The following is a 16,322-nucleotide window of genomic DNA, read 5'->3' as shown; positions in this document are numbered from 1 at the left end:
ATCGCCCGGGCCGGACGGGCCGGCCCGGGCGGCAAGACAGGGTCAGGACCGGGTCAGGACTCGGTCAGCTCCACGTGCTGCGGGTAGAAGGCCACATGACCGGCGATCGTGCCGACGGCGTCGTAGGGCTTGTCGTACGTCCACACCGCGTCGGCGACCGTGCCGTCCGCGGTGACCAGCGAGAAGTACGAGGCGTCGCCCTTGTACGGGCAGTAGGTGCGGCTGTCGGTGGACTCCAGGGCGCTGGGCTCCACGTCGGCCAGCGGGATGTACTGCACCGGCGGGTAGGACGCCTCACGCAGTGTCAGCGCCTTCGTCGTGTCGGCGACGACCCGGCCGCCGGCCCGCACGACGACCCGCGAGGGGTTGGGCTCCACGGTGATGGGGTGGTCGGGACCTGGGGTCTTGACGGTGCGTTCCATGGCATCTCCGTACGTGGAAGGGCGGCCCTGTCGACCGTAGGCAGATCCGCGGAGCAGCGTCAAGCACGAACCACCGCCGTGCGTGACGCCGCCGGCCCCAGCCGCCGCTGCACCTGGAGCAGGTACTCCCTGCGGTCCAGCGGGTCGGGGCCGCTGCGCGGGCGTACCGGGAGCACACCGTGCACCGGGGCGTAGTGGTCGAAGACCGTCTCCAGCGCGCCCTCGCCGCGGGTCAGCGTGGGCAGCTGCTGCTCCAGGTCGTGCACGCGGGCCGCCGGGATGTCGCCTTCCAGCACCGAGCCGGCCGGCCCGGTGGACGCCGGGGCGCGCGGCACCGCGCGCAGCCGGGACAGGACCGGAAGCACCGCGCCGAGCGCGTCGGCGGGCAGCTCGATCCTGAAGCGGTGCATCGGCTCGTGCACCCGGGTGCCGGCCTGCCGCAGCGCCGCCATCAGCACCAGCGGGGTGAGGTTGCGGAAGTCGCCCGAGGTGCTCGACATGCTCTTGTCGAAGACGGCGTGCGCGTGGCTCTGCCGGGCGCTGTAGCCGGAGTGCGTCATGGTGACCGTGCAGTCGGCGACCTGCCAGCCGTACAGTCCCTGGGCCAGCGTGGAGCGCACCGTCTCCTCGACGGCGACGAAGAACGCGTAGGGCATGGAGCCCAGTTCGACCTCGCGGCGCAAGGAGATGCCGCTGCCGGCCGGCGCCGGGTCGACCCGCAGGCCCACGGTGGCCAGGAAGGGGTTGGCGTCCTTCTTGTTGAACTCGACGGCGGCGCCGCTGCCGGTGACCTGCTCGATGTGGATCGTGGTCGTCTCCCGGAAGTCGGCCTCCACCCCGTAGTCGTCGGCCAGCGTCGCCTGGATGACCTCCTTCTGCACCTCGCCGTAGAGGGAGACCGCGATCTCGCCGCGGTCCTCGTCCCGCCGCAGGTTGATCAGCGGGTCCTGCTCGGCGAGTTGCCCCAGCGCGGTGTGCAGCGCGGCGCGGTCGGCGGGCCTGCGGGCCGCCACGACTGTCTCCAGGTTCGGCGGGGCGAAGTGGTGGGCTGCGCCGGGCGCTTGTGCGGGCGCCCCGACGGTGTCGCCGATCCGCACCTCGCCCAGGCCCCACACCCGGGCGATCCTGCCGGCCGCGGCCGACGGCCCGGGCACGGCCGTGCCGTGGTCGAAGACGCTGAGCGCGGTGACCCGGCCCTCCCCCACCACGGCGCCGTCCCGGTGCAGCGGCGGCCGGTCGCGGACGTGCAGGGTCCCGGACGTCAGCCGGACGTAGGCGATCCGCTCGCCCGCGAGGCCGCGCTCCATGGTGAACACGCTGCCGGACAGCGGCCCTTCGGGGTCGCCCGCGGAGCCCGGCAGCAGTTCGGCGATGCCCTCGATCAGCGCGTCGACGCCCGCGCCCGTGACGGCGGAGCCGGCGTAGACCGGGTGCACCAGCGCCCGCCCGGTCTGCGCGGCGAGCGCCTGCCGCAGCCGCGGGTGCGGCAGCGCGTCGGTGCCCGCGCGCACCCATTCGGCGAGCAGGCCGTCGTCATGGCCGGCCAGCGTCTCGGTGAGCCGGGCGGCGAAGCCGGGGTCGGAGGCCTCGTACGGCAGCGCCGCGGCGTCCTTGCCGCCCTGGGCGACTGCCGAGGCCAGCGGGACGACGTCGGGGGTGAGCCGGGTGGCGATGCCGGCCAGCGTGCGGTCCAGGTCGGCGCCGCGGCGGTCGAGCTTGTTGACGAACACCAGCGTCGGGATGCGCAGCCGGCGCAGCGTCCGCATCAGGACCACGGTCTGCGGCTGGACGCCTTCCACGGCCGAGACCACGAGGACGGCACCGTCGAGCACGCCGAGCACCCGCTCGACCTCGGCGATGAAGTCGGGGTGGCCGGGGGTGTCGATGAGGTTGACGGTGGTGCCGCCGACCTCGAAGGAGACCACGGCGGACCTGATGGTGATGCCGCGCTGCTTCTCCAGCGCGAGGGTGTCGGTGGTGGTGCTGCCCCGGTCGACGCTGCCGATCGTGTCGATCACTCCTGCGGAGTACAGCAGCCGTTCGGTGAGGCTGGTCTTACCTGCGTCGATGTGCGCGAGAATGCCGAGGTTGAGCGAAGGCACGGCTGGTCATGTCCTCAAGATAGGGGGGGTTTCCTGTCTGGGCGGGCATGACGGAACCGCGCATGATCATTGCTCCCTGGTCGACTGCAATTGACGTCCCGACTACAGCAGGGCGGCGCCGGGGGCGGCAACCGGATTTCGCGGTGGCAGCCACCGCGAACCGCCGCCGTCCGCCGGTCGGTGCGGACTTCGGCGTACCGCAGCCGGTCGTCGCCGTGGATGGCGTGCGGTGGGGATCTCCCGAGCCGCCGGCGCTCAGCTCCTGGGGACCTTGCGGGTGGCGCGCAGCCACTCCTTGTTCATGGCGGTGATCGAGGTGAGCGGGATGCCCTTGGGGCAGGCGGTGGCGCACTCGCCGGTCAGGGTGCAGCCGCCGAAGCCCTCGGCGTCCATCTGGGCGACCATGTCGAGCACCCGGGTCTCGCGCTCGGGCGCGCCCTGCGGCAGGACGTTGAGGTGGTTGACCTTCGCGGAGGTGAAGAGCATCGCGGAGCCGTTGGGGCACGCCGCCACGCAGGCGCCGCAGCCGATGCACTCGGCGTGCTCGAAGGCGCTGTCGGCGGCGGCCTTGGGCACCGGGGTGGCGTGCGCCTCGGGCGCGGAGCCGGTGGGGACGCTGACGTAGCCGCCGGACTGGATGATCCGGTCGAAGGCGGCGCGGTCCACGACGAGGTCGCGCACCACGGGGAAGGCGGCGGCCCGCCAGGGTTCGACGTCGATGGTGTCGCCGTCGCGGAAGGACCGCATGTGCAGCTGGCAGCTGGTGGTGCGTTCCGGGCCGTGCGCCTCGCCGTTGATGACCAGGCTGCACGCCCCGCAGATGCCCTCGCGGCAGTCGTGGTCGAAGGCGACCGGGTCCTCCCCCTCGACGGTGAGCCGCTCGTTGAGGGTGTCGAGCATCTCCAGGAAGGACATGTCGGGCGAGATGCCGTCGACGTCGTAGGTGGCCATGCCGCCGGGTGCGTCGGTGTCGTGCTGGCGCCAGATGCGCAGGGTGAGCCTCATGCGTAGCTCCGCTGGGTGGGGTGGACGTAGGCGAAGGCGAGGTCTTCGCGGTGCAGGACGGGGGCGCGGCCGGTGCCGGTGAACTCCCAGGCGGCGGCGTAGCCGAAGTCCTCGTCCCGGCGGGCGGCCTCGCCGTCCGGGGTCTGCGACTCCTCGCGGAAGTGGCCGCCGCACGACTCCGCGCGGTGCAGGGCGTCCAGGCACATCAGCTCGGCGAGTTCGAGGTAGTCCACGACGCGGTTGGCGCGCTCCAGGGACTGGTTGAACTCGGCCTCGGTGCCGGGGACCTTGATGCGGCGCCAGAACTCCTCGCGGATCTGCGGGATGCGGTCGAGGGCCTTGCGCAGGCCCTCCTCGTTGCGGGACATGCCGCAGAACTCCCACATCAGCTCGCCGATCTCGCGGTGGAAGGAGTCGGCGCTGCGGTCGCCGTCGGCGCCGAGCAGCCGGTGCAGCCGCTCCTCGGTCTCGGCCAGCGCCGCTGCCACGGCGGGGTGTTCGGGTCCGGGGGTGTCGTGCCCCGGGTGCCTGGCGAGGTAGTCGTTGAGGGTGGCGGGCAGCACGAAGTAGCCGTCGGCCAGGCCCTGCATGAGGGCGGACGCACCCAGCCGGTTGGCGCCGTGGTCGGAGAAGTTGGCCTCGCCGATCGCGAACAGGCCCGGGATCGTGGTCTGCAGGTCGTAGTCCACCCACAGGCCGCCCATCGTGTAGTGCACGGCCGGGTAGATCCGCATCGGGACCTCGTACGGGTTCTCCGCGGTGATGCGCTCGTACATCTCGAAGAGGTTGCCGTACCTGTCCTCGACGGCCTTGCGGCCCAGCCGGGCGATGGCGTCGGCGAAGTCCAGGTAGACGCCCTGGCCGCCGGGGCCGACGCCGCGGCCCTCGTCGCAGACGGTCTTCGCCGCGCGGGAGGCGATGTCGCGGGGCACGAGGTTGCCGAAGGAGGGGTAGATGCGCTCCAGGTAGTAGTCGCGCTCGTCCTCGGGGATCCCGGCGGCCGGGCGGGTGTCGCCCTTGGCCTTGGGGACCCAGATCCGGCCGTCGTTGCGCAGCGACTCGCTCATCAGGGTGAGCTTGGACTGGTGGTCGCCGGTGCGCGGGATGCAGGTGGGGTGGATCTGGGTGAAGCAGGGGTTGGCGAAGTGCGCGCCGCGGCGGTGCGCCCGCCAGATCGCCGTCGCGTTGGAGTTCATCGCGTTGGTCGACAGGTAGAAGACGTTGCCGTAGCCGCCGGAGGCGAGCACCACCGCGTCGGCGAAGTGGGTCGAGATCTCGCCGCTGACCAGGTCGCGGGCGACGATGCCGCGGGCGCGGCCGTCGACGACGAGCAGGTCGAGCATCTCGGTGCGGGCGTGCAGTTCGACGTTGCCGGCCGCGATCTGCCGGGACAGCGCCTGGTAGGCGCCCAGCAGGAGCTGCTGCCCGGTCTGGCCGCGGGCGTAGAAGGTGCGGGAGACCTGGACGCCGCCGAAGGAGCGGGTGTCGAGCAGGCCGCCGTACTCGCGGGCGAAGGGGACGCCCTGGGCCACGCACTGGTCGATGATCTCCACCGAGATCTGCGCCAGGCGGTGGACGTTGGACTCGCGGGAGCGGAAGTCGCCGCCCTTGACGGTGTCGTAGAACAGCCGGTGGATCGAGTCGCCGTCGTTGCGGTAGTTCTTGGCGGCGTTGATACCGCCCTGCGCGGCGATGGAGTGCGCCCTGCGCGGGGAGTCCTGGTAGCAGAACTGCACGACGTGGTAGCCCTGTTCGGCGAGCGTGGCGCCGGCGGAGCCGCCTGCCAGGCCGGTGCCGACCACGATCACGGTGTGCTTGCGGCGGTTGGCGGGGTTGACCAGCTTCGCGGTGAAGCGGCGGGTGTCCCAGCGCTGTTCGATCGGGCCGTCGGGCGCCTTGGTGTCGGCGAGCGGTTCGCCGGTGGTGTAGCGGGTGTACTCGGTCATGTCAGCTCACTCACAGCTCGGTCGGCTCGTTCAGCTCACGAGTCCGGTCATGACGCCGACGGGCACGGCGACGAAGCCGGCCGTCAGCACCAGGGCGAGGACGTTGGCGGTGCCTTTCAGCACCCGGTCGCGGGTGGGGCTGCCGGCGCCGAGGGTCTGGGCGGCGGACCAGAAGCCGTGCCGGACGTGCAGGCCGAGGGCGAGCACCGCGGCGATGTAGAAGACGTTGTTCCACCAGTCGTGGAAGGCGGCGACGACGTTGTGGTACGGGTGGCCCGGCACGAAGCCGCGCTGCACGGTGCCGGTGGTCAGGTCGAGGATGTGCCAGACGATGAACAGGGCGAGGATCACCCCGCCCCAGCGCATGGTGCGGGTCGCGTAGCTGCTGCGCGCCCGGGGGCGGACGTAGCCGACCGGCCGGGAGCGCAGGTCGCGGCGGCTGAGCTGGTACGCGCACACGCCGTGCGCGACCACCGCGGCGACCAGCCCGACCCGGATGATCCACAGCGCCCACTCGTAGTGCAGGAACGGCTCGCCGAGGGTGCGCAGCCAGTGCGCGTACCCGTCGAAGGTGCCGGGGCCGAAGAAGATCTTGAGGTTGCCGAACATGTGGACGACCAGGTAGAGCAGCATCACCAGGCCGCTCACCGCCATGACCGCCTTCTTGCCGACGGTCGACCCCCAGACCGTGCGGGCCATCGAGGGCCGCCGGTCCGTCCGCGTTGCCAGTGCCATGGACACGACGCTACGGCCGGGGATGACCAGTGGTCCAAGACATGATCGGGCTGGACTCGATAGGTGATGCCTATCGACGGGTTATCGTGGCAGCATGCAGTTCCAGCAGCTGGCGTACTTCGTGGCCGTCGCCGACGCCCGGCACTTCACCCGGGCGGCCGAGGCGGTGCACGTCTCGCAGCCGTCGCTGTCACAGCAGATCAGGGCGCTGGAGAAGGAGCTGGGTGCGGCGCTCTTCAGCCGGGCGCGCGGCAACATCGCGCTCACCGACGCCGGCGAGGCGCTGCTGCCGCTGGCGCGGCGCATCCTCGCGGACGCGGACACGGCCCGGCACGAGGTGCTCGAACTGGCGCAACTGCGCCGCGGCCGGGTGCGGCTCGGCGCCACCCCGAGCCTGGCGACCGGCCTGCTGCCCGACGTGCTGCGCGCCTTCCACGACCGGCACCCGGGCATCCGGCTGATCGTCGAGGAGGGCGGCTCGCACGACCTGGTGCGCCACCTGGCGCGCGGGGCGCTCGACCTGGCACTGGTCGTCCTGCCGCTGCCGACCCCCTCGCCGGCGCTGACCACGGTGGAGCTGTTCCAGGAGGACCTGGTCGTGGTCTCGTCGGCCGCCGACGAGGCGCCGGCCTCGCCGCTGCGGATCGCCGATCTCGAAGGGCGGCCGATGGTGATGTTCCGGCACGGCTACGACCTGCGGGACCTCACGCTCGCCGCATGCCGTGCGGCCGGCTTCGAGCCGTACTTCACCGTCGAGGGCGGCGAGATGGACGCGGTGCTCGGCTTCGTCCGGGCGGGGCTGGGCATCGGGGTGGTGCCGCAGATGGTCGCCGCCCGAGCCGGCCACGACCTGCGGGTCACCCCGCTGGCCCGGCCCGGCCTGCGCCGGACGGTGGCCCTCGCGCACCGCAGCGACGTCGCCCCGCCGCGGGCCGCCCGCGTCCTCCAGGACGTCCTGCTGACCGCGGCGACCCGCCCGCTGGTCCAGACCCGGCCGTAGCCCGCCGGGAATCCTCCGGAGCCGCCGTCCGGACCGTGGCTCCTCGGACGGGGGACGCAGGCCGGAACGGGCCGCCGTACCGCCATGGGGACCGGCGCCTTCCGACGGACGCGATCGACGCGGCCGAGACCCGCCGATACGTTCGTCCCCACCCTGCCAACGGTGTGTTGCCGCCCGTTCCGGGCGGCGTCGGGCGGGGCTCATGAGCAAGGAAGCGGGCGGCAGATGAGATTCACCGACAAGGTCGCGGTCGTCACCGGCGCCGACTCCGGCATCGGCAGGGCCACCGCGGTACGGCTGCTGGCCGAGGGCGCACACGTCCTGGCCGTGGACCTCCGGCACGACGCGCCCTGGCCGGAGCCCGGCACCGACCGGCTGCGCACCCTCACCCTCGACGTCGCGCGGCCGGACGCCGCCGACGTCCTGACCGACGCCGTACGGGCGGACCAAGGACGGGTCGACGTCCTGGCCAACGTGGCCGGCGTCCTGCACATCGCACCGTTCCTCGACGTGGGCCGCGACGACTGGGACCGGGTCCTGGCGGTGAACCTGACGGCGCCGTTCTTCCTCACCCAGGCCGTCGCCCGGCTCATGGCCGAGACGCAGGTCCGCGGGCGCATCGTCAACGTCTCCTCGGTGCACGCCGTCGTCTCCGAGCCGAGCGCGGCGCCGTACACCGCGACCAAGGGCGGTCTCGAAGCGATGACGCGCACGATGGCCTCCGAACTCGCCCCGCACGGCATCACCGTCAACTGCGTGCGGCCGGGTCCGGTGCGCACCGGCATGAGCAGGCCGATCTACACGCCGGACGTCGAACGGGCGCTGCTGTCCAGGGTCCCGCTCGGTATCGCCCCGCCCGAGTGGATCGCTTCGGCGATCTGCTACCTGGCGTCCGACGAGGCCTGCTACACCACCGGGGCGTGCCTCGACGTCGACGGCGGGTACGCCATGGACGGCGCGCTGCCCGGGCTGGCCTACTCCTGAGCGCCCGGGACCCCCGGGGGCGCGGGCGGCCCGGGGGTCCCCCGCCCTGCGTGTCGACGCCCGACCGAGGCACGCCAAGGCGGGCACGCGACTATAGTGGGTACCTCCAGGATAGTGATGACCTGACCCGGAGGCACCCGCCATGGCCGACACCACTGCCACCCCCGTCCGCACCGCCGGCCGTGCCACCGGCCGGGCCGCCGCACGGGTGCCGGTCGAGCCGTGCCCGATCAGCCCGGTGGTCGACCTGGTGTTCAGCCGCTGGACGACGCCGATCCTGTGGCTGCTGAACGAGTTCGGGCGGCAGCGCTTCGTGGAGCTGGAGCGCAGGATCGGCTCCATCACCCCGAAGGTGCTGACCCAGCGGCTGCGGCAGCTGGAGCGCGACGGGCTGGTCGTCCGCACCTACCACCCCGAGGTGCCGCCGCGGGTCGAGTACGAGATCAGCGAGCTGGGCATGAGCCTGGCGCCGCTGTTCGCGACGCTCGCCGAGTGGTCGTACGCACATCTGGCCGAGGTGGCCGAGGCCCGTACCGAATACGACGACCGCGGCCAGCCGATGCCGTAGCGCCGGCGCGCGGCGTCTGCTCACTCCCCGCCGGACCGCTTCACCGCATAGACGGCGAGCACGATCAGCGCGATGACGGCCAGCGCCACGATCAGGCCGGTGAGGCCGAGGCCGCCGGTGCCGCCGTGGCTGTGGTGGTGGTGCGTGCGGTAGGCGAGTTGAGCGAAAGCGTGTTCCCCGTTTGTCATGTCCGGGAGTCTAGACGCCGGTTGATCATCCGGTGGACGGAACGGACTATGCGTCGTAGTCGACGGTGAGGGTGTCGGAGGCGGGGAAGGACTGGCAGGTCAGGACGTAGCCCGCGTCGACCTCGGCGGTCTCCAGGGCGAAGTTGCGGCGCATGTCGGCACGGCCCTCGGTGACCCGGGCGCGGCACGTGCCGCAGACGCCGCCCTTGCAGGCGAAGGGCAGGTCGGGGCGGACGCGTTGGGCGCCGTCGAGGATCGTGGCATCGGTCGGCAGGGCGGCGGTGGAGCTGCGGCCGTCGAGGGTGACGGTGACCTGGCTGACCGGGCCGCTGACGGCCTCGTCGGGGTGCCGCAGCGGGGCGACGGGCTCGTCGTCGGCGAAGAACAGCTCCCGGTGGACGCGGTCGTCGGGCACGCCGAGCCCGGCCAGCACCGCCTGCGCGTCGGTGATCATGCCCTGCGGCCCGCACAGCCACCAGTGGTCCGCGCTCGGCACGTGCACCAGGCCGGCGATGAGCGCGGCGAGCCGGTCCGCGTCGAGCCGGCCGGACAGCAGCTCGGCCTCACGCGGCTCGCGGGAGAGCACATGGCCGATCTGGAAGCGGGCCGGATACGCGTCCTTGAGGTCGGCCAGCTCGTCGGCGAACATCACCGTACCCGTGCGCCGGTTGCCGTAGAAGAGGGTGACCCGCGAGCGCGAGTCGGCGGCGAGCACGGACTCCGCGATGGACATCATCGGGGTGATCCCCGACCCCGCGGCGATCAGCACGTGGTGCCCCGGGTCGCCCGGATCAGGGGTGAAGGCGCCGGTCGGCGGCAGCACCTCGACGGTGTCGCCCCGGCGCACCCCGTGCACCAGCCAGTCGGAGAACAGCCCGCCGGGCACCACGCGCACCCCGATCCGCGGCGGAGCCCCGGCAGGCGAGCAGATGGAGTACGAACGCCGCTCGTCGCGTCCGTCGACCGTGCGGCGCAGGGTGAGGGACTGCCCGGGGCGGTGGGCGAACTCCGCGGCCAGCTCGTCGGGGATCTCGAAGCCGACGGTCACGGCGTCCTCGCACAGCGGCCTGACGTCGGCCACCCGCAGCTCGTGGAAGACCGGGCGGCGCCGCGGCCGTACGGCCCCGGCGGCGGCGGTGCTGGTCGGGGCCATCACAACTCCTTGACGTGCTCGAAGGGTTCGCGGCAGGCACGGCAGCGCCACAGGGACTTGCACGCCGTGGCCGAGAAGCGGGAGGTCTCCTCGGTGTCGGTCGAGCCGCACCGCGGGCAGCCGACCGCGCGCCGGGGTGCGCCGAGCACCAGCGGAACGGGACCGGCCGTGCGGCGCGGTGCGGGGCCGGGCGGCGAGATGCCGTACTCGCGCAGGGTGCGCCGGCCGTGCGGGGTGATCAGGTCGGTGGACCACGGCGGGTCGAGAACCGTGCGGATCTCCACCTTCTCGAAGCCGGCGCGGCGCAGCCTGGCGGCCACGTCGGCGCGCATCTCGGCCATCGCCGGGCAACCGGAGTAGGTGGGCGTGAGGCTGGCCACCACGGTGCCGTCCGGGGTCAGCCGGACGTCCCTGAGCACCCCGAGGTCGGCCAGGGTGAGCATGGGCAGCTCGGGGTCGGGCACCTGTGCGGCGACCTGCCTGGCGGTCCGCAGGGACGGGGCGGTCACCATGCCGCCTCCGGATGGGCGCGGGCCACGCTCTGCAACTCGGCCAGCAGCGGGGCCAGATGCTCGGTGTGCTCGCCGCGCCGCCCGGAGCCCGGCACAGCGGCCGCGGCCGGCAGGTCGAGCCCCGCGGCGAGCAGCACCTGGTCGAGCACGGCCAGCGTCTCCTGCCGTACGGCGTCGGCGTGGGCGGCGAACTGCGGCCGGGCGTCGAGTACTTCGCCGAGGTAGGGCGCCACCGCGGCCAGCGCGGCACGCATCCTGCGGTGCGACTCCTCGGTGCCGTCGCCGAGGCGCAGCGCCCAGTCGGCGGCATACTGCCGGTGGTAGGTCAGCTCGGCCACGCCCTTGGCCGCCACCGCCGCGAGCACCGGGTCGGCCGCCGAGGCGAGCCGGCCGAACAGCGCGAGCCGCCAGCTGGAGAGCACCAGCAGCCGGACGACGCAGAAGGCGAAGTCGGTGTCGGGCAGTTCGGCCAGCCGCGTGTTGCGGAAGTCGTCCGGGTCGCGGGTGTAGGCGTAGGCGTCCTCGCCGCGGCCGGTGCCGTCGACCTGGCCGCAGCGCGCGTAGAGCAGCCGGGCCTGGCCGAGCAGGTCGAGGCCGATGTTGGCGAGCGCGACCTCCTCCTCCAACTCCGGCGCGCGGGTGCACCACTGGGCAAGGCGCTGCGCGCAGACCAGCGCGTCGTCACCCAGCGCCAGGCACATCGCGGCCAGTTCCGCGGTGTCCACGCCGTCGGGCACCGCGGTGTCCACGCCGTGCAGCGGGTCCTCGAAGCCGGTGCCGAACGCCCAGCGGGCGGCGCCGTCGTCGTGCCCCTCGGCCAGGGACAGGTAGACATGGTCGTCGGTGGCGTCGATGGCGTCGATGTCGTCGCTCATGCCGGCCGGCTCCTAGATGTGCGGGACATCGTCGGGGATGTCGTAGAAGGTCGGGTGGCGGTACACCTTGTCGGCGCTCGGCTGGAAGAAGGGGTCCTTCTCGTCGCGGGTCGAGGCGGCGATGTGGGTGGAGCGCACCACCCAGATGGACACCCCCTCGTTGCGGCGGGTGTAGAGGTCGCGCGCGTGGGTGAGGGCCATCCGGTCGTCGGCCGCGTGCAGCGAGCCGACGTGCACGTGGTTCAGCCCGCGCTTGCCGCGGACGAACACCTCGTAGAGCGGCCAGTCCCGCTCGGCCGTGCCCGTGCCGTCGCTGCTCATACTGCCGCTCCTTCGCTCTGCCGCGCCCTGGCGGCCTGCTTGGCCGCGTGGGCGGTGGCCGCCTCGCGGACCCAGGCGCCGTCCTCGTGCGCCGCCCGGCGGCGGGCGACCCGTTCGGTGTTGAGGGGTCCGTCGCCGCTGATCACCCGCTGCAGCTCCGACCAGTCGGGGGTGCCGAAGTCGTGGCGGCCGCGCTGCTCGTTCCAGCACAGCTCGGGGTCGGGCAGGGTGACACCGAGCCGCTCCGCCTGCGGCACGGTCATGTCGACGAAGCGCTGCCGCAGCTCGTCGTTGCTGTGCCGCTTGATCTTCCACGCCATCGAGCGGGCCGAGTTCGGCGAGTCGCCGTCCGGCGGGCCGAACATCATCAGCGACGGCCACCACCAGCGGTCCACCGCGTCCTGCACCATCGCGCGCTGGGCGTCGGTTCCGCGCATCATCGTCATCAGCAGCTCGTAGCCCTGCCGCTGGTGGAAGGACTCCTCCTTGCACACCCGCACCATCGCGCGGGCGTAGGGGCCGTACGAACTGCGGCACAGCGGCACCTGGTTGCAGATCGCCGCGCCGTCCACGAACCAGCCGATAACGCCCACGTCGGCGTAGTTGGCAGTGGGGTAGTTGAAGATCGAGGAGTACTTCTGGCGGCCCTCGATGAGCCGCTCGGTCAGGTCGGCGCGGTCGGCGCCCAGCGTCTCGGCGGCCGAGTAGAGATACAGACCGTGGCCCGCCTCGTCCTGCACCTTGGCGAAGAGGATCGCCTTGCGTCGCAGCGAGGGCGCGCGGCTGATCCACTCCCCCTCGGGCTGCATGCCGATGATCTCCGAGTGGGCGTGCTGGGCGATCTGCCGGATCAGCGTCCTGCGGTAGCCGTCGGGCATCCAGTCCCGCGGCTCGATGCGCTGGTTGCCGGCGATGGTGGTGTCGAAGCGCTGCTGGAGCTGCGGGTCGGCGGAGCCGTCACCGCCGCCGTCGCCGCCCGATGAGCCTTCCCTTGGCATGCCCTGCCTCCTCGTCCTGACCAGCCATCCCAACCGACCGTTCGTTCGGTATCAAGTGTGCGGATCTTTCGCCGCCGAGGCAAGCCCCGGCCGGGTCCGACCGGCCGAAGCACGCCCCTGCCGGTCAGACCCGCTCCACCAGCATCGCGACGCCCTGGCCCACGCCCACGCACAGCGTGGCCAGCCCGCGGCGGCCGCCCTCCCGCTCCAGCCGCCCCAGCAGGGTGAGCAGGATGCGCGCCCCGGAGCAGCCGAGCGGGTGGCCCAGCGCGATCGCGCCGCCGTCGGCGTTGACCGTGTCCTGGTCGAGGCCGAGGCGGCCGATCACGGCGAGCGCCTGGGCGGCGAAGGCCTCGTTCAGCTCGACCGCGTCCAGGTCCGCGCTCTTCCACCCGGCCCTGGCCAGGGCCTTCTCGGTTGCGGGCACCGGGCCGAGCCCCATCAGGTGGGGCTGCACACCGGCAGAGGCGGAGGTGACGATCCTGGCACGCGGCGTCAGCCCGTACCGCTCGACCGCCCGGGCACCTGCCACGACCAGGGCGGCGGCGCCGTCGGACAGCGGGGAGGAGGACCCTGCGGTGACGACCCCGCCCTCGCGGAAGACCGTCCGCAGCGCGGCGAGCTTGTCGGGCGAGGTGCCGGGGCGCGGCCCCTCGTCGCGGCCGACCGCGCCGTCGCCGACCGGCACGGCGACGATCTCCCGGTCGAAGTGCCCGGCTTCCTGGGCGGCCACCGCCCGCCGGTGGCTGCGCAGCGCGAAGGCGTCGCTGTCGGCCCGGGTGATGCCGTCGAGCGCGGCGACCTCCTCCGCGGTCTCCCCCATCGACAGCGTCACCTTCGCCGCCTCAGGTCCCGCGCCTGCGGGCACCGCCCGGTCGGCGGCGCTGAAGCGCGGGTTGGTGAAGCGCCAGCCGAGCGCGGTGTCGTGCACCTGCCCCGGCTTGGCCCAGGGCGTGCCCGGCTTGGCCATGACCCAGGGCGCCCGGGTCATCGACTCCACGCCGCCCGCCACCACCAGGTCGGCCTCGCCGGAGCGGATGGCCTGGGCGGCGGAGGCGACCGCGGTCAGCCCGGAGGCGCACAGCCGGTTGACCGTGTAGCCGGGCACGGTGTGCGGGAGGCCCGCCAGCAGGACCGCCATCCGGGCGACGTCGCGGTTGTCCTCGCCGGCCTGGTTGGCGGCGCCGAGGACCACCTCGTCCACCGCCTCGGCCGGGATGCCGCCGCGCCGGACGGCCTCGGCCACCACCAGCGCGGCCAGGTCGTCGGGCCGCACCGAGGCGAGCGCGCCGCCGTACCGGCCCTGCGGGGTGCGGGCGCCGTCGACCAGGTAGACCTCATCGGACATGGCTCTCCTCGATGGCGGGACGCGGGGCGAACGGGCCGCGGCAGCCGTTGGTGCGGGGCGTGCGTGACATGCGTTCCCTCCTCTTGACAGGCGGCGGCGACGCTTGCTTACGTGGCCGCACGCTAACCGAATGGTCGGTTGGGAGACAAGGCAGGTGCATCCGTGGGACAGGCCGACAACGGACGCGGCCCGGAGGCACGGGCCGGCAGCGGACCGGCCGCGGGCGCGGACTATTCCGCCGAGCTGCTCGACGACGCCGAGCGGCTGACCCGCGAGCAGCTGCGCGAGCTGCAGCTCGACCGGCTGCGGGCGACGCTGCGCCACGCGTACGCGAACGTGGAGCTGTACCGCCGCAAGTTCGACGCCGCCGGTGTGGCCCCTGAGGACTGCCGCAGCCTGGAGGACCTCGCGCGGTTCCCCTTCACCACCAAGGCGGACCTGCGCGACACCTACCCGTACGGCATGTTCGCCGTGCCGATGGACCGGGTGCGCCGCATCCACGCCTCCAGCGGCACCACGGGACGCCCCACCGTGGTGGGTTACACCGAGGGCGACCTGTCGGTGTGGGCCGACGTGGTGGCCCGGTCGATCAGGGCCGCGGGCGGCCGGCCCGGCCACAAGGTGCACATCGCCTACGGCTACGGCCTGTTCACCGGCGGCCTCGGGGCGCACTACGGAGCGGAGCGGGCCGGCTGCACGGTGATCCCCGCCTCGGGCGGCATGACCGCCCGGCAGGTGCGGCTGATCCAGGACTTCCGGCCCGAGATCATCATGGTGACCCCGTCCTACATGCTCACGCTGCTCGACGAGTTCGAACGCCAGGGCGTCGACCCGCGGTCCACCTCGCTGAAGGTCGGCATCTTCGGGGCCGAGCCGTGGACGGAGGCGATGCGCCGGGAGATCGAGGAGCGCCTCGACATCGACGCTGTTGATATATACGGGCTTTCCGAGGTGATGGGCCCCGGCGTGGCGCAGGAGTGCGTGCGGACCAAGGACGGCCTGCACGTGTGGGAGGACCACTTCCTGCCCGAGGTCGTCGACCCGCTCGGTGACGCCGTGATGCCGGACGGCGAGAGCGGTGAGCTGGTGTTCACCTCGCTGACCAAGGAGGCGCTGCCGGTCATCCGCTACCGCACCCGCGACCTGACCCGGCTGCTGCCCGGCACCGCCCGCCCGGCCTTCCGGCGGATGGAGAAGGTCACGGGGCGCTGCGACGACATGGTCATCCTGCGCGGGGTGAACGTCTTCCCCACCCAGGTCGAGGAGGTCGTCCTCGGCGTCCCGGGCGTGGCACCGCACTTCCGCCTCGACCTGACCCGGCGCGGCCGGCTGGACCACATGACGGTCCTCGTCGAGGCCAGGCCCGGCGCGGCGCCCCGGGACCGGGACGACGCGGCCCGCCGCATCGCGCAGGGGGTCAAGGACAGCGTCGGCGTCACCGTGGAGGTCGTCGTGGTCGAGCCGGAGAGCCTGGAGCGCTCGGTCGGCAAGATCCAGCGGATCAGGGACCTGCGGCAGTCCTGACCCCGCCCGCTCAGTCCAGGTAGCCGTGGTCGGCCAGGATGCGGTCGACGCGGGCGCGGTGCGCGGCCTCCCACGCGTCGAGGCTCTCACCGGCCTCCTTGGCCAGCTTCTGGCGGGCGTCGGCCAGCACCTGGCCCGCGCGCCCGGCGGGGACGACGGCGACGCCCTCCTCGTCGGCGACCACGATGTCGCCCGCGCGCACCTCGACGCCGCCGCAGCGCACCGGCTCGCCGAGCGGTACGACCGCCTTCTTGCCGCCGGGGCAGGGGACGACGCCGCGGGCGAGGACCGGGAAGCCCATCGCGCGGATCTCGCCGAGGTCGCGGATCACGCCGTCGATGACGAAGCCCGCGATGCCCCGGCGCTGCGCGACGGCGCAGACGTTGCCGCCGGCCACCGCGTAGTCGGCGTCGCCGGCCTCCATGACGATCACCGAGCCGGGCGCCGCCCGGTAGATGGCCGCGTGCAGCATCAGGTTGTCGCCGGGCGGGCAGCGCACGGTGAACGCCGGCCCCGCGATCCGCGGCCCAGGACCCCACAGCGGCCGCACCCCGGCGTCCATGACCTGGCTGCGCCCCAGGACGTCGGCGAGGGTGGTCGGCGGGATGTCCCGGAATTCGCTCACGTCGTCCACGCTCACC

17 protein-coding genes are annotated in these 16,322 nt (G+C 73.2%); 4 read left to right on the top strand and 13 right to left on the bottom strand.

Translation table 11 applies throughout. The features are described 5' to 3' along the window. Window positions 1–53: 53 nt before the first annotated feature. From NFU81_RS03665 to NFU81_RS03645, 5 genes are all read right to left on the bottom strand, one after another. Window positions 54–422, bottom strand: coding sequence for a DUF427 domain-containing protein (locus NFU81_RS03665; RefSeq protein ID WP_251484908.1), 369 nt, complete (start codon window positions 420–422; stop codon window positions 54–56). 59 nt (window positions 423–481) lie between these two features. Next, window positions 482–2,524, bottom strand: a complete 2,043-nt coding sequence (locus NFU81_RS03660; protein WP_251484905.1) for an elongation factor G — start codon at window positions 2,522–2,524, stop codon at window positions 482–484. 255 nt (window positions 2,525–2,779) lie between these two features. Beyond that, a complete protein-coding gene (locus tag NFU81_RS03655) occupies window positions 2,780–3,529 on the bottom strand; it encodes a succinate dehydrogenase/fumarate reductase iron-sulfur subunit (protein WP_251484903.1) in 750 nt (249 codons plus the stop codon). Further along, window positions 3,526–5,475 carry a fumarate reductase/succinate dehydrogenase flavoprotein subunit gene (locus NFU81_RS03650; protein WP_251484901.1) on the bottom strand — a complete coding sequence of 650 codons (1,950 nt, stop codon included), beginning with the start codon at window positions 5,473–5,475 and terminating at the stop codon, window positions 3,526–3,528. The genes NFU81_RS03655 and NFU81_RS03650 overlap by 4 nt, the downstream gene beginning before the upstream one ends. A 30-nt stretch (window positions 5,476–5,505) precedes the next feature. Beyond that, a complete protein-coding gene (locus tag NFU81_RS03645) occupies window positions 5,506–6,210 on the bottom strand; it encodes a succinate dehydrogenase cytochrome b subunit (RefSeq protein WP_251484899.1) in 705 nt (234 codons plus the stop codon). 94 nt (window positions 6,211–6,304) lie between these two features. On the opposite strand from NFU81_RS03645, the gene NFU81_RS03640 reads away from it, so the two are divergent. From NFU81_RS03640 to NFU81_RS03630, 3 genes are all read left to right on the top strand, one after another. Continuing rightward, on the top strand, window positions 6,305–7,210 hold the full coding sequence (locus tag NFU81_RS03640; RefSeq protein ID WP_251484898.1) for a LysR family transcriptional regulator: 906 nt from the start codon (window positions 6,305–6,307) through the stop codon (window positions 7,208–7,210). A 225-nt stretch (window positions 7,211–7,435) separates the two neighbouring features. After that, a complete protein-coding gene (locus tag NFU81_RS03635; protein ID WP_251484897.1) occupies window positions 7,436–8,194 on the top strand; it encodes an SDR family NAD(P)-dependent oxidoreductase in 759 nt (252 codons plus the stop codon). Between the two features lie 142 nt (window positions 8,195–8,336). Then, a complete protein-coding gene (locus NFU81_RS03630; RefSeq protein WP_251484896.1) occupies window positions 8,337–8,762 on the top strand; it encodes a winged helix-turn-helix transcriptional regulator in 426 nt (141 codons plus the stop codon). 20 nt (window positions 8,763–8,782) lie between these two features. Here the strand turns inward: NFU81_RS03630 and NFU81_RS03625 are convergent, their stop codons facing one another. From NFU81_RS03625 to NFU81_RS03595, 7 genes are all read right to left on the bottom strand, one after another. Further along, window positions 8,783–8,950, bottom strand: coding sequence for a hypothetical protein (locus NFU81_RS03625; protein WP_251484895.1), 168 nt, complete (start codon window positions 8,948–8,950; stop codon window positions 8,783–8,785). Between the two features lie 46 nt (window positions 8,951–8,996). Then, a complete protein-coding gene (gene paaE, locus NFU81_RS03620; protein WP_251484893.1) occupies window positions 8,997–10,103 on the bottom strand; it encodes a 1,2-phenylacetyl-CoA epoxidase subunit PaaE in 1,107 nt (368 codons plus the stop codon). After that, window positions 10,103–10,615 (bottom strand): 1,2-phenylacetyl-CoA epoxidase subunit PaaD, encoded by a 513-nt coding sequence (gene paaD / locus NFU81_RS03615; protein ID WP_251484891.1) that lies wholly within the window; start codon window positions 10,613–10,615, stop codon window positions 10,103–10,105. The genes paaE and paaD overlap by 1 nt, the downstream gene beginning before the upstream one ends. Next, entirely contained in the window at window positions 10,609–11,490 is an 882-nt protein-coding gene (gene paaC, locus NFU81_RS03610) for a 1,2-phenylacetyl-CoA epoxidase subunit PaaC (RefSeq protein ID WP_251484889.1), read from the bottom strand. The genes paaD and paaC overlap by 7 nt, the downstream gene beginning before the upstream one ends. A gap of 12 nt (window positions 11,491–11,502) precedes the next feature. Then, on the bottom strand, window positions 11,503–11,811 hold the full coding sequence (gene paaB, locus NFU81_RS03605) for a 1,2-phenylacetyl-CoA epoxidase subunit PaaB (RefSeq protein ID WP_251484886.1): 309 nt from the start codon (window positions 11,809–11,811) through the stop codon (window positions 11,503–11,505). After that, the gene (gene paaA, locus NFU81_RS03600; RefSeq protein WP_251484883.1) at window positions 11,808–12,809 is read right to left on the bottom strand and encodes a 1,2-phenylacetyl-CoA epoxidase subunit PaaA; all 1,002 of its coding nucleotides are present in this window, start codon (window positions 12,807–12,809) and stop codon (window positions 11,808–11,810) included. The genes paaB and paaA overlap by 4 nt, the downstream gene beginning before the upstream one ends. 124 nt (window positions 12,810–12,933) lie before the next feature. Next, complete coding sequence (locus NFU81_RS03595; protein WP_251484880.1) at window positions 12,934–14,157, bottom strand: thiolase family protein; 1,224 nt, start codon at window positions 14,155–14,157, stop codon at window positions 12,934–12,936. 243 nt (window positions 14,158–14,400) lie between these two features. Here NFU81_RS03595 and paaK point away from each other — a divergent pair, with 243 nt between their 5' ends. Continuing rightward, window positions 14,401–15,681, top strand: a complete 1,281-nt coding sequence (paaK, locus tag NFU81_RS03590) for a phenylacetate--CoA ligase PaaK (RefSeq protein WP_251484966.1) — start codon at window positions 14,401–14,403, stop codon at window positions 15,679–15,681. A 10-nt stretch (window positions 15,682–15,691) separates the two neighbouring features. On the opposite strand, the gene NFU81_RS03585 is transcribed toward paaK, so the two are convergent. Further along, window positions 15,692–16,315 carry an RraA family protein gene (locus NFU81_RS03585; protein WP_251484877.1) on the bottom strand — a complete coding sequence of 208 codons (624 nt, stop codon included), beginning with the start codon at window positions 16,313–16,315 and terminating at the stop codon, window positions 15,692–15,694. Window positions 16,316–16,322: the final 7 nt, after the last annotated feature.

Source organism: Actinacidiphila cocklensis (assembly GCF_907177275.1).
GTDB lineage: Bacteria > Actinomycetota > Actinomycetes > Streptomycetales > Streptomycetaceae > Actinacidiphila > Actinacidiphila cocklensis.
This window is presented reverse-complemented; position numbering and strand designations above follow the sequence as displayed.